11 protein-coding genes are annotated in these 11,854 nt (G+C 70.8%); 10 read left to right on the forward strand and 1 reads right to left on the reverse strand.

The features are described from left to right. The first annotated feature begins 45 nt into the window (after window positions 1-45). Complete coding sequence (locus HEP81_RS29020; protein WP_037662735.1) at window positions 46-471, forward strand: Rieske (2Fe-2S) protein; 426 nt, start codon at window positions 46-48, stop codon at window positions 469-471. 28 nt (window positions 472-499) lie between these two features. On the opposite strand, the gene HEP81_RS29025 is transcribed toward HEP81_RS29020, so the two are convergent. After that, on the reverse strand, window positions 500-1,450 hold the full coding sequence (locus tag HEP81_RS29025; RefSeq protein WP_037662706.1) for a hypothetical protein: 951 nt from the start codon (window positions 1,448-1,450) through the stop codon (window positions 500-502). 345 nt (window positions 1,451-1,795) lie between these two features. Here HEP81_RS29025 and uvrC point away from each other — a divergent pair, with 345 nt between their 5' ends. From uvrC to HEP81_RS29070, 9 genes are all read left to right on the forward strand, one after another. Further along, window positions 1,796-4,228 carry an excinuclease ABC subunit UvrC gene (gene uvrC, locus HEP81_RS29030; RefSeq protein WP_037662708.1) on the forward strand — a complete coding sequence of 811 codons (2,433 nt, stop codon included), beginning with the start codon at window positions 1,796-1,798 and terminating at the stop codon, window positions 4,226-4,228. Beyond that, complete coding sequence (rapZ, locus tag HEP81_RS29035) at window positions 4,225-5,253, forward strand: RNase adapter RapZ (protein WP_037662710.1); 1,029 nt, start codon at window positions 4,225-4,227, stop codon at window positions 5,251-5,253. Before uvrC ends, rapZ begins: the two co-directional genes overlap by 4 nt. Beyond that, a complete protein-coding gene (locus tag HEP81_RS29040; protein ID WP_037662712.1) occupies window positions 5,250-6,341 on the forward strand; it encodes a gluconeogenesis factor YvcK family protein in 1,092 nt (363 codons plus the stop codon). Before rapZ ends, HEP81_RS29040 begins: the two co-directional genes overlap by 4 nt. Beyond that, window positions 6,332-7,321 (forward strand): DNA-binding protein WhiA, encoded by a 990-nt coding sequence (whiA, locus tag HEP81_RS29045; protein WP_037662713.1) that lies wholly within the window; start codon window positions 6,332-6,334, stop codon window positions 7,319-7,321. The genes HEP81_RS29040 and whiA overlap by 10 nt, the downstream gene beginning before the upstream one ends. Window positions 7,322-7,720: 399 nt before the next feature. Continuing rightward, window positions 7,721-8,728 carry a type I glyceraldehyde-3-phosphate dehydrogenase gene (gene gap / locus HEP81_RS29050; protein WP_037662715.1) on the forward strand — a complete coding sequence of 336 codons (1,008 nt, stop codon included), beginning with the start codon at window positions 7,721-7,723 and terminating at the stop codon, window positions 8,726-8,728. Window positions 8,729-8,873: 145 nt separating this feature from the next. Beyond that, the gene (locus HEP81_RS29055) at window positions 8,874-10,085 is read left to right on the forward strand and encodes a phosphoglycerate kinase (protein ID WP_037662716.1); all 1,212 of its coding nucleotides are present in this window, start codon (window positions 8,874-8,876) and stop codon (window positions 10,083-10,085) included. A gap of 6 nt (window positions 10,086-10,091) precedes the next feature. After that, window positions 10,092-10,868 (forward strand): triose-phosphate isomerase, encoded by a 777-nt coding sequence (gene tpiA / locus HEP81_RS29060; RefSeq protein WP_037662718.1) that lies wholly within the window; start codon window positions 10,092-10,094, stop codon window positions 10,866-10,868. A 125-nt stretch (window positions 10,869-10,993) separates the two neighbouring features. Beyond that, window positions 10,994-11,224: a preprotein translocase subunit SecG gene (gene secG / locus HEP81_RS29065; protein ID WP_037662719.1), complete on the forward strand. Its 231-nt coding sequence runs from the start codon at window positions 10,994-10,996 to the stop codon at window positions 11,222-11,224. 210 nt (window positions 11,225-11,434) lie between these two features. Then, window positions 11,435-11,770, forward strand: a complete 336-nt coding sequence (locus HEP81_RS29070; protein ID WP_003957010.1) for an RNA polymerase-binding protein RbpA — start codon at window positions 11,435-11,437, stop codon at window positions 11,768-11,770. The last annotated feature ends 84 nt before the right edge of the window (window positions 11,771-11,854 follow it).

Genomic DNA, 11,854 nt, shown 5'->3' on the forward strand with positions numbered 1-11,854 from the left:
CCCGGTATCGTCGCCGTCCACACCCCTTGACCAGTGGAGTTCGAGATGCCTACGCGTCCTTCCGCGAGCCGCCGTACCGTCCTTCGAGGGGCCGCCGTGGTCCCGGTCGCCGGGCTCGGCCTGGCCGCGTGCTCCGGCCCGGGGGGCAGTGGATCGGCCGCCACCCCGAGCGCGCCGGTGGACCTCGGCGCCGAGAGCGATGTCGCCAAGGGCGGCGCCAAGCTCTACAAGGACCACAATGTGGTGGTCAGCCGGGACAAGAGCGGCACGCTGAAGGCGTACAGCACGGTCTGCACGCACGCGGGTTGCCCGATCAACAAGCTCCAGGGCACCACCCTGATCTGCCCCTGCCACGGCAGCGAGTTCGACGCCGTGACCGGCAAGGTGGTCCAGTCGCCGGCCACCGAGCCCCTGACGGAGCTGTCGGTGAAGACGCAGAACGGCAGGATCGTCGCCGGCCCGGCCGCCTGATTCACCCCTGCGCCGGCCGGCCCCAGGTTCAGCGGGGCCACTCCCAGGCGATGCCCACGATGCCCGGCCGGATACGCGGCTCGACCACATGGGCGCAGTGGTGTGGCCCGGTGACGGGGAGTTCCTGCCGGGCGCTGCGCGGGGCCTCCGGCGAGTGCTGGGTGAAGCGCCGGCAGCGCACGGGCAGCGCGGCCGCGTCGAAGCGCACCTGGAGCGCGTACTGACCGCCGGGCGCGTCGAAGTGGTGCAGATACTCGTGGGCGGCCTCGGCGGCGCCGTCCTCGACGGCGTACCGGAAGAGGAAGGTCTCGCCGGCCCGTAGCCGGGTGTCGAAGAGCAGCTCGGCCACCAGCACCCCGGCATCCTGGTCCCGGCGGACACGGCCCGTGCGGCAGTTCTCCAGGGGCCGCACCCCCGTCTCGTGCGGGGCGCAGCCGGGCTCGCCCCGGTGGACGACCAGGAAGCGGTCGACGCCGTCGCGGTGGGCCCGCACGATGTGATGGGCCTCGCGGGCCACCAGCTCCCGTCCGGCGCCGATCCGGACGCACTCATGGTGGCCCAGGGTGTGCAGCCCGCTGTCGGCCGGCCGGTCCAGCTCGGCCCGGAGCCGGTCCAGCACGCCCGCGGCCTCGATCAGCGAGCGGTACGCGCGGCCCGCGGGAGTGTCGGGCTCCCCGTGCGGGTCGGACTCGGCGAGCAGCCGGATCAGGGAATCGTCCGGCAGCTGGAGGATCTCCTCCAGGGCGCGGACGGCGCGCAGCGACTCCGGGCGCTGGGGGCGGCGGGCGCCCTGCTGCCAGTAACTCAGGCTGGTCACACCCACTTTGACGCCATGGCGCGAGAGATGGTGCTGAACGCGCTGAAGCGGCAGCCCGCGCGCGGCGATCGCGGCGCGCAGCGCCACGTGGAAAGGGCCGCCCCGCAGGGCCGTGTCCAGTTCCCCGGTGGGGAGATCCGCGTGCTCTAGGGCATGCCGCATGCCGTGGGGCCTTTCTGTCGGATTCACTACGGCTGGTCAGACCGTCTGCGCGGGTGTGCGGGGCCACCCCCGTGGCGTCGTGGACGCCTGTGGCCGCGCGCGCCGCGCCCCTTCCTGCGCGTGCCGGCCCCGAGTTCCCCCGCATTGAAGCGTGTTGACCAGAACCCGACAACACCTTGGGGTCGTACGCCCCGTACTACTGGCCGGACCGTGTCCCCCGGCGGCCCGTCGGCACCGGCGGGCGGGATCTCCGGCGACCAGCGAAGGGCCCGCCGGACGAGCCGTGTGGCCGGGGTTATCCACAGGCCCGACGCGGTGTCGGCGCTCGCCAGTAGGGTGTGAGACATGGCCGATCCCTCCAGCTACCGCCCCAGGCCGGGTGAGATCCCGGACACCCCCGGGGTGTACAGGTTCCGCGACGAGCACCGCCGGGTGATCTACGTCGGAAAGGCGAAAAGCCTGCGCCAGCGCCTGGCGAACTACTTCCAGGACCTGGCGAACCTGCACCCGCGCACCCGGACGATGGTGACCACCGCCGCGTCCGTGGAATGGACCGTGGTCTCCACCGAGGTCGAGGCGCTACAGCTGGAGTACTCCTGGATCAAGGAGTACGACCCCCGGTTCAACGTCAAGTACCGCGACGACAAGAGCTACCCCTATCTCGCGGTGACGATGAACGAGGAGTTCCCACGCGTCCAGGTGATGCGCGGTCACAAGAAGAAGGGCGTGCGGTACTTCGGGCCGTACGGACACGCGTGGGCCATCCGGGACACCGTCGACCTGCTGCTGCGGGTCTTCCCGGTGCGCACCTGCTCGGCGGGCGTGTTCAAGAACGCCGCCCGCACCGGCCGCCCCTGTCTGCTCGGCTACATCGGCAAGTGCTCCGCCCCGTGCGTCGGCCGGATCAGCCCCGAGGACCACCGGGACCTGGCCGACGAGTTCTGCGACTTCATGGCCGGCCGCACCGGCACCTACCTCCGCCGCCTGGAGAAGCAGATGATGGAGGCGGCCGAGGACATGGAGTACGAACGGGCCGCCCGGCTGCGCGACGACATCGGGGCCCTGAAGAAGGCCATGGAGAAGAGCGCGGTCGTGCTCGCCGACGCGACCGACGCCGACCTCATCGCGGTCGCCGAGGACGAACTGGAGGCGGCCGTGCAGATCTTCCATGTGCGCGGCGGCCGGGTACGCGGCCAGCGCGGCTGGGTGACCGACAAGGTCGAGGAGATCACCACCAGTGCCCTGGTCGAGCACGCCCTCCAGCAGCTGTACGGCGAGGAGACCGGGGACGCCGTGCCCAAGGAGGTGCTGGTCCCGGCGCTGCCCGAGCCGGTCGAGCCGGTCCAGGAATGGCTGACCGGCCGCCGCGGGTCGAACGTGTCGTTGCGCATCCCGCAGCGTGGCGACAAGAAGGCGCTCATGGAGACCGTGCAGCGCAACGCCCAGCAGGCGCTCGCCCTGCACAAGACCAAGCGCGCCTCCGACCTCACGACCCGTTCGCGCGCCCTGGAGGAGATCGCCGACGCCCTCGACCTGGACAGCGCCCCGCTGCGCATCGAGTGCTACGACATCTCGCACCTCCAGGGGGACGACGTGGTCGCCTCCATGGTCGTCTTCGAGGACGGCCTCCAGCGCAAGGGCGAGTACCGCCGCTTCCAGATCAAGGGCTTCGCCGGCCAGGACGACGTCCGCTCCATGCACGAGGTGATCACCCGCCGCTTCAAGCGGTACCTCGCGGAGAAGGAGCGGACGGGGGAGTGGGCCGACGGCGAGGAGCCGGGCACCGACGGCGAGGCCGTCCGCACGGATGACGGGGCCGTGCCCGCCGAGACCGGCGTCACCCTGACGGACGAAGGAACCGCCCCCGCGAACACCGGGATCCCGCTCACGGACGAGCGGCCCGCGCCGACCGACGCCGAGGCCATGCCCGTCGACGCCGGCACCGCGCCGGAAGACACCCCGACCACGCCCCTCGGCACCGCGCCGCCGCTCACCCCCGTCGGCACGGACCCCGGTGCCCCGGCCGACACGGACCCCGGCGCCCCCGCCGGCACGGCGTCCCTCGCGCCCGCCACCCCGGAGACCGCCCCGCGGCCCGCCCCCCTCACCACCAGGCCCGGCCCCACCACGCCCGACCCTCTCGACGACCCCCTCGCCACCCCCCTCAACGGCTCCCTCAAGGACGACGACGGCCGGCCCCGGAAGTTCGCCTACCCGCCCCAGCTGGTCGTGGTGGACGGCGGCCAGCCGCAGGTCGCGGCGGCCCGGCGGGCGCTGGACGAACTGGGGATCGACGACATCGCGGTGTGCGGCCTGGCCAAGCGGCTGGAGGAGGTCTGGCTGCCCGGCGAGGACGACCCCGTGGTGCTGCCCCGCACCAGCGAGGGTCTGTATCTGCTCCAGCGCATCCGGGACGAGGCGCACCGGTTCGCGATCACCTACCAGCGCACCAAGCGCGCCAAGCGCTTCCGCGCCGGCCCCCTGGACGACGTCCCCGGCCTCGGCGAGACGAGGAAACAGGCGCTCATCAAGCATTTCGGCTCGGTGAAGCGGCTGCGGTCCGCCACAATCGAACAGATCCAGGAAGTGCCCGGGATAGGCCGCAAGACGGCCGAGACCATCGCCGCGGCCCTCGCCCAGGCGGCCCCGGCCGCACCCGCCGTGAACACGGCGACCGGAGAGATCATGGAAGACGAGGAACCCGAGACGACGGCGGGTTCCTCGGGGGAGCCCGTGACCGCGGGCCCCCCGGACGAACGACGGGGGCAGGAGACATGAGCGAGAACGACGCACAGCCCACACAGCGCCGAGATCAGGCGCACGCGGACCCGGGCGGGCAGACCGCCCCGCCGCCCGCCGGCCAGGAGAGCGGCCAGGACACGGGCGACCACAACGGAGCACAGCTGAGCACGGGCGGCGAGGCACCCGGGGTGCCCGAAGCGGCGATCCCCGAGCTGGTGATCATCTCCGGCATGTCCGGAGCGGGCCGCTCGACGGCCGCCAAGTGCCTGGAGGACCTCGGCTGGTTCGTCGTGGACAACCTGCCGCCCGCCCTCATCCCCACCATGGTCGAACTGGGCGCCCGCTCCCAGGGGAACGTGGCGCGGATCGCGGTCGTGGTGGACGTCCGCGGCCGGCGCTTCTTCGACAATCTGCGCGAGTCCCTGGCGGACCTGGAGGCCAAGCACGTCACCCGGCGGATCGTCTTCCTGGAGTCCTCCGACGACGCCCTGGTGCGCCGCTTCGAGTCGGTGCGCCGCCCGCACCCCCTCCAGGGCGACGGCCGCATCGTGGACGGCATCGCCGCCGAGCGGGAGCTGCTGCGCGAACTGCGCGGCGACGCCGACCTGGTGATCGACACCTCCAGCCTCAACGTGCACGAACTGCGGGCCAAGATGGACGCCCAGTTCGCCGGCGAGGAGGAGCCCGAACTGCGGGCCACCGTGATGTCCTTCGGGTTCAAGTACGGCCTCCCGGTCGACGCCGACCTCGTCGCGGACATGCGGTTCCTGCCCAACCCGCACTGGGTCCCGGAGCTGCGCCCCTTCACGGGCCTGAACGAGGAGGTCGCCGCCTATGTCTTCAACCAACCCGGCGCCAAGGAGTTCCTGGACCGCTACGCCGAGCTGCTGCGGCTGATCGCGGCCGGCTACCGGCGTGAGGGCAAGCGCTATGTGACCATCGCGATCGGCTGTACCGGGGGCAAGCACCGCTCGGTCGCGATGTCGGAGAAACTCGCCGCGCGCCTCGCGGCCGAGGGTGTGGAAACGGTGGTCGTACACCGGGACATGGGACGGGAATGACGGAACGTACACCGCGGCTGGGCCGGCTGCGCCGGATGGTGCCCGAGGCGCGCTCCGGCCGCTCGGGCGAGACCCGTGCCGGCCGCCCGGTCGAGGCCCGCGGGGGCCGACCCCGCCGCCGGGGCGCACAGCCCAAGGTCGTCGCGCTCGGCGGCGGCATGGGCCTGTCGGCCTCGCTGGCCGCGCTGCGCCGGATCACCGGCGATCTCACCGCCGTCGTCACCGTGGCCGACGACGGCGGCTCCAGCGGACGGCTGCGCGACGAGCTGGGCGTGCTGCCGCCCGGCGATCTGCGCAAGGCGCTGGCCGCGCTGTGTGGGGACGACGACTGGGGCCAGACCTGGTCCCGCGTCATCCAGCACCGCTTCCATTCCCAGGGCGATCTGCACGACCACGCGGTGGGCAATCTGCTGATCGTCGCCTTGTGGGAGCAGCTCGGCGACCATGTCCAGGCGCTGGACCTGGTCGGCAAGCTGCTCGGCGCGCACGGGCGGGTGCTGCCCATGTCGGCCGTGCCGCTGGAGCTCCAGGCCCTCGTCAAGGGGCATGATCCGGAGCACCCGGAGGCCGTGGACACCGTGCGAGGGCAGGCCACCGTGGCGCTGACGCCCGGCGAGGTGCAGTCCGTCCACCTGGTGCCGAACGACCCGCCGGCCGTCCCGGAGGCCCTCGCGGCGGTCCTGGACGCGGACTGGGTGGTGCTCGGCCCCGGGTCCTGGTTCTCCTCGGTGATCCCGCATCTGCTGGTGCCCGAGCTGCTGGACGCCCTGACCGAGACCAAGGCCCGCAAGGTCCTCTCCTTGAACCTCGTTCCGCAGCCGGGGGAAACCGAGGGCTTCTCCCCGCAGCGTCATTTGGAGGTTTTGGGGCGACACGCCCCTAAACTCGCCCTGGACGTGGTGCTGGCCGACGAGGCCGCCGTGCCCGACCGCGACTCGCTCACCGAAGCCGCCAAGCGGCTGGGAGCCGCGGTCGAGCTGGCCCCGGTGGCCCGGACCGACGGAACACCCCGGCATGACCCGGAGCTGTTGGCCGCCGCGTACGACCGTATTTTTCGGATGCATGGAAGGATCGGCCCATGGCGATGACGGCAGCGGTGAAGGACGAGATCTCCCGGCTACCCGTCACCCGGACCTGTTGCAGGAAGGCGGAGGTCTCCGCCGTTCTGCGGTTCGCCGGCGGCCTGCACCTGGTGAGCGGGCGCATCGTGATCGAGGCGGAGCTGGACACGGCGATGGCGGCCCGCCGCCTCAAGCGGGACATCCTGGAGATCTTCGGCCACAGCTCGGAGCTGATCGTGATGGCGCCCGGCGGACTGCGCCGCGGCTCGCGCTATGTCGTCCGGGTCGTCGCCGGCGGGGACCAGCTCGCCCGGCAGACCGGCCTGGTCGACGGCCGCGGCCGGCCGATTCGCGGACTGCCCCCGCAGGTGGTCTCGGGGGCCACCTGTGACGCGGAGGCGGCCTGGCGCGGGGCGTTCCTCGCGCACGGCTCGCTGACCGAGCCCGGCCGCTCCTCTTCCCTGGAGGTGACCTGCCCGGGCCCGGAGGCCGCGCTGGCGCTGGTCGGCGCCGCCCGCAGGCTGTCGATCGCCGCCAAGGCCCGGGAGGTGCGCGGGGTGGACCGCGTGGTCGTCCGGGACGGTGATGCGATCGGCGCGCTGTTGACGCGGCTCGGCGCACACGAGTCGGTGCTGGCCTGGGAGGAGCGCCGGATGCGCCGCGAGGTGCGGGCCACGGCCAACCGGCTCGCCAACTTCGACGATGCGAACCTGCGGCGTTCGGCGCGCGCGGCGGTGGCCGCGGGGGCGCGGGTGCAGCGGGCGCTGGAGATCCTCGGCGAGGAGGTGCCCGAGCATCTCGCGGCGGCGGGACGGCTGCGCATGGAGCACAAGCAGGCCTCGCTGGAGGAGTTGGGCGCCCTCGCCGACCCGCCGCTGACGAAGGACGCGGTCGCGGGCCGGATCCGCCGGCTGCTGGCCATGGCCGACAAGCGCGCGTCGGATCTGGGCATCCCGGGCACGGAGGCCAATCTGGCGGACGAGCTGGCGGACAACCTGGTCGGCTGACCCGAGCCACGCCGACACGCCGGTGCCGTCCCCCGTTCGAGGGGGTTCGGCACCGGCTTTCGTCTGTCCGCGCCCGGTGAACCGGAGTGCTCATACCACAGGTGAGCGGAGCCCTCATCAACGGTGCGGAATCGGGGTAGTCAACAGGTGAGCCGACCCGCTCACGAACGAGTGACATTGGCGTCAACAAGGGGCGACATTCGATAGCAAAAACGGGTGAATCCACTGCCGATCCGAGACGGTCCGTACCTCTACTGCCAGGTACGGAAGGCCTGCCCATGTATGCGTCATCTCGATGTCACCGAGGGGGTCGCGGAGAGGTAGGGTCGGTGGTGGTCGGGGACATCCCAAACAGAGCTCGCCGGCTCGCATGCCGGCGTACCACGAGGAGATCGGTTCGTGACGATCCGCGTAGGCATCAACGGCTTCGGCCGCATCGGTCGTAACTACTTCCGCGCACTGCTGGAGCAGGGTGCGGACATCGAGGTTGTGGCTGTCAACGACCTGGGTGACACGGCCACCACGGCCCACCTGCTCAAGTACGACACGATCCTGGGCCGCCTCAAGCAGGAGGTCTCCCACACCGCCGACACGATCACCGTCGACGGTCACACCATCAAGGTGCTGTCCGAGCGCAACCCGGCCGACATCCCCTGGGGTGAACTGGGCGTCGACATCGTCATCGAGTCGACCGGCATCTTCACCAAGCGCGAGGACGCCGCCAAGCACCTGGCCGGCGGCGCCAAGAAGGTCCTCATCTCGGCTCCGGCCAAGGACGAGGACATCACCATCGTGATGGGCGTCAACCAGGACAAGTACGACGCGGCCAACCACCACGTCATCTCGAACGCGTCCTGCACCACCAACTGTGTGGCCCCGATGGCGAAGGTCCTGGACGAGAACTTCGGCATCGTCAAGGGTCTGATGACCACGGTGCACGCGTACACCAACGACCAGCGCATCCTGGACTTCCCGCACAAGGACCTGCGCCGCGCCCGCGCCGCCGCCGAGAACATCATCCCGACCACCACCGGTGCCGCCAAGGCCACCGCTCTGGTGCTGCCGCAGCTCAAGGGCAAGCTGGACGGCCTGGCCATGCGCGTGCCGGTCCCGACCGGCTCGGTCACCGACCTCGTGGTCGAACTCAGCCGCGAGGTCACCAAGGAAGAGGTCAACGCCGCCTTCCAGAAGGCCGCCGAGGGCGAGCTGAAGGGCCTCCTCGACTACACCGAGGACCCGATCGTCTCCTCGGACATCGTCAACGCCCCGGCGTCCTGCACCTTCGACTCCTCCCTGACCATGGTCCAGGAGGGCAAGAACGTGAAGGTCATCGGCTGGTACGACAACGAGTGGGGCTACTCCAACCGTCTCGTGGACCTCACGGCCTTCGTCGGCAACCAGCTCTGATCGCCGAAGACCGCAGCAGTACGACCGTGACATGAGAGCAGGGCTCGGCCAGCGCACCGTCGCGCTGACCGGGCCCTGTCTCGCGCACGGACCACGTCCTCATACGATCAAGGTGCACCACGAGCCCTCCTCAGGAGTCCACTCAATGAAGACGATCGACGAACTTCTCGCCGACGGCGTAAGCGGCAAGCGGGTCTTCGTCCGCGCCGACCTCAATGTGCCGCTGGCCGACGGGACGATCACCGACGACGGCCGCATCCGCGCCGTGCTGCCCACCGTCAAGGCGCTCGCCGACGCGGGCGCCAAGGTGATCGTCGCCTCGCACCTGGGCCGCCCCAAGGGCGCCCCGGACCCCGCCTTCTCGCTGCTGCCCGCCGCCGAGCGCCTCGGTGAACTGCTCGGCGCCCCGGTCGCCTTCGCCGAGGACACGGTCGGCCCCGCCGCCCATGACGCCGTCGACGGCCTTCAGCCCGGCCAGGTCGCCGTCATCGAGAACCTGCGTTTCAACCCCGGCGAGACCTCCAAGGACGACGCCGAGCGCGGCGAGTTCGCGGACCGACTGGCCGCCCTCGCCGATGTGTACGTCGGCGACGGCTTCGGCGCCGTGCATCGCAAGCACGCCTCCGTCTACGACCTTCCGGCCCGGCTGCCGCACTACGCCGGCTACCTCATCGCCACCGAGGTCGGCGTCCTGAGGAAGCTCACCGAGGACGTCAAGCGCCCCTACGTCGTCGCGCTCGGCGGTGCCAAGGTCTCCGACAAGCTCGCCGTCATCGACCAGCTGCTCGGCAAGGCCGACCGGCTGCTCATCGGCGGCGGCATGGCCTACACCTTCCTCAAGGCCAAGGGCTACGAGGTCGGCATCTCCCTCCTCCAGGAGGACCAGATCCCGGCCGTCACCGAGTACATGGAGCGCGCCGAGAAGCTCGGCGTGGAACTGCTGCTCCCCGTCGACGTCCTGGTCTCCCGGGAGTTCCCGGACCTGAAGACCAAGGCGCCGAGCCAGTACAACACCGTCGACGCGGACAAGATCCCCGCCGACCAGGAGGGCCTGGACATCGGCCCGAAGACCCGGGAGCTGTACGCCTCGAAGCTCGCCGACGCCCAGACCGTGTTCTGGAACGGACCCATGGGCGTCTTCGAGCACCCGGACTACGCCGAGGGCACCAAGGCGGTCGCCCGGGCGCTCGTAGACTCGAACGGTTTCACCGTCGTCGGCGGCGGTGACTCCGCCGCGGCCGTGCGCACGCTCGGCTTCGACGAGAACGCATTCGGCCACATCTCGACCGGTGGCGGCGCCTCCCTCGAATACCTCGAGGGCAAGACGCTTCCCGGTCTCGCCGCACTGGAGGACTGACCCCGTATGACCACCCGCACGCCGCTGATGGCGGGCAACTGGAAGATGAACCTCAACCACCTCGAGGCCATCGCCCACGTCCAGAAGCTCGCCTTCGCCCTGGCCGACAAGGACTACGAGGCCGTCGAGGTCGCCGTCCTGCCGCCCTTCACCGACCTGCGCTCCGTACAGACCCTGGTCGACGGCGACAAGCTCAAGATCAAGTACGGCGCCCAGGACATCTCGCAGCACGACTCCGGTGCCTACACCGGCGAGATCTCCGGCCCGATGCTGTCCAAGCTGAAGTGCGCCTACGTGGTCATCGGCCACTCCGAGCGCCGCCAGTACCACGCCGAGACCGACGAGATCGTCAACGCCAAGGTCAAGGCCGCCTACAAGCACGGCCTGACCCCGATCCTGTGCGTCGGCGAGGAACTGGACGTCCGCGAGGCGGGCAACCACGTCGCCCACACCCTCGCCCAGGTCGAGGGCGGTCTCAAGGACCTCCCGGCCGAGCAGGCCGAGACGATCGTGATCGCCTACGAGCCCGTGTGGGCCATCGGCACCGGCAAGGTCTGCGGCGCCGACGACGCCCAGGAGGTCTGCGCCGCCATCCGCGCCAAGCTCGCCGAGCTGTACTCCCAGGACGTGGCCGACCAGGTCCGCATCCAGTACGGCGGCTCCGTGAAGTCGGGCAATGTCGCCGAGATCATGGCCAAGGCCGACATCGACGGCGCCCTGGTCGGCGGCGCCTCGCTGGACACCGACGAGTTCGTCAAGATCGTGCGCTTTCGCGATCAGTGACGGGTCGGCTACGCCATCCATGAGTAGGCGGTAGCCGCGATACGTCGTACTCTTGCGGGGGCACGGCCCAGGTGCTGTGCCCCCGTCGTCCATCCGAATCCGAGGAAGTTGGTCCAGCCGTGGTTTTGGGGTTCTCGATCGCCCTGATCGTCTTCAGCCTGCTGCTGATGCTGCTGGTGCTGATGCACAAGGGAAAGGGCGGCGGTCTCTCCGACATGTTCGGTGGCGGCATGCAGTCCTCCGTCGGTGGCTCCTCGGTCGCCGAGCGCAACCTCGACCGGATCACCGTCGTGATCGGCGTGCTGTGGATCGCGTGCATCGTGGTCCTCGGCATCCTGATGAAGACGAACAGCTGATCCCGGCCTTCCAGGCACACTCATTCCGTACGTTGAGCCCCATGTTCGGTACGCGCTCCCGAGCGCGGCCTATCATGGGGCTTGCGTCTGGGCGCGGGGGCGGTAACTCCCATCACTGGACGCGCGTTGGGCCTTACGTAGACTGAGGCGCTCGCAGCGAAGCGGTACGCCGACTCGCTTCGCGGCACCATCACGCAGGGAGTTACGACCGTGGCAAGTGGCAACGCGATCCGAGGAAGCCGGGTCGGGGCGGGGCCGATGGGCGAGGCCGAGCGCGGCGAGTCCGCACCGCGGCTGCGCATCTCCTTCTGGTGCTCCAACGGGCACGAGACCCAGCCGAGCTTCGCCAGCGACGCACAGGTCCCCGACACCTGGGACTGCCCGCGCTGTGGCTTTCCGGCCGGCCAGGACCGGGACAACCCGCCGGACCCGCCGCGCACCGAGCCGTACAAGACGCACCTCGCGTATGTACGGGAGCGGCGCAGCGACGCGGACGGCGAGGCGATCCTCGCCGAGGCACTCGCCAAACTGCGCGGCGAGATCTAGACGTTGAGCCCGGCCGGGCACCCTCGGGTGCCTGGCCGGAGCCGTATCCGCGGCTCGCTCCCGATCGATTGTCAGTGGCACCCT

This window comes from Streptomyces griseofuscus, assembly GCF_014673495.1.
GTDB lineage: Bacteria > Actinomycetota > Actinomycetes > Streptomycetales > Streptomycetaceae > Streptomyces > Streptomyces murinus.

What these genes read in the sequence shown, in the direction of transcription:
- rapZ (WP_037662710.1), top strand. Translation starts at nt 4,225, where the DNA reads ATGAGCGAGAACGACGCACAGCCCACACAGCGCCGAGATCAGGCGCAC.
- tpiA (WP_037662718.1), top strand. Translation starts at nt 10,092, where the DNA reads ATGACCACCCGCACGCCGCTGATGGCGGGCAACTGGAAGATGAACCTC.
- HEP81_RS29040 (WP_037662712.1), top strand. Translation starts at nt 5,250, where the DNA reads ATGACGGAACGTACACCGCGGCTGGGCCGGCTGCGCCGGATGGTGCCC.
- uvrC (WP_037662708.1), top strand. Translation starts at nt 1,796, where the DNA reads ATGGCCGATCCCTCCAGCTACCGCCCCAGGCCGGGTGAGATCCCGGAC.
- HEP81_RS29020 (WP_037662735.1), top strand. Translation starts at nt 46, where the DNA reads ATGCCTACGCGTCCTTCCGCGAGCCGCCGTACCGTCCTTCGAGGGGCC.
- whiA (WP_037662713.1), top strand. Translation starts at nt 6,332, where the DNA reads ATGGCGATGACGGCAGCGGTGAAGGACGAGATCTCCCGGCTACCCGTC.
- HEP81_RS29025 (WP_037662706.1), bottom strand. Translation starts at nt 1,450, where the DNA reads ATGCGGCATGCCCTAGAGCACGCGGATCTCCCCACCGGGGAACTGGAC.
- HEP81_RS29055 (WP_037662716.1), top strand. Translation starts at nt 8,874, where the DNA reads ATGAAGACGATCGACGAACTTCTCGCCGACGGCGTAAGCGGCAAGCGG.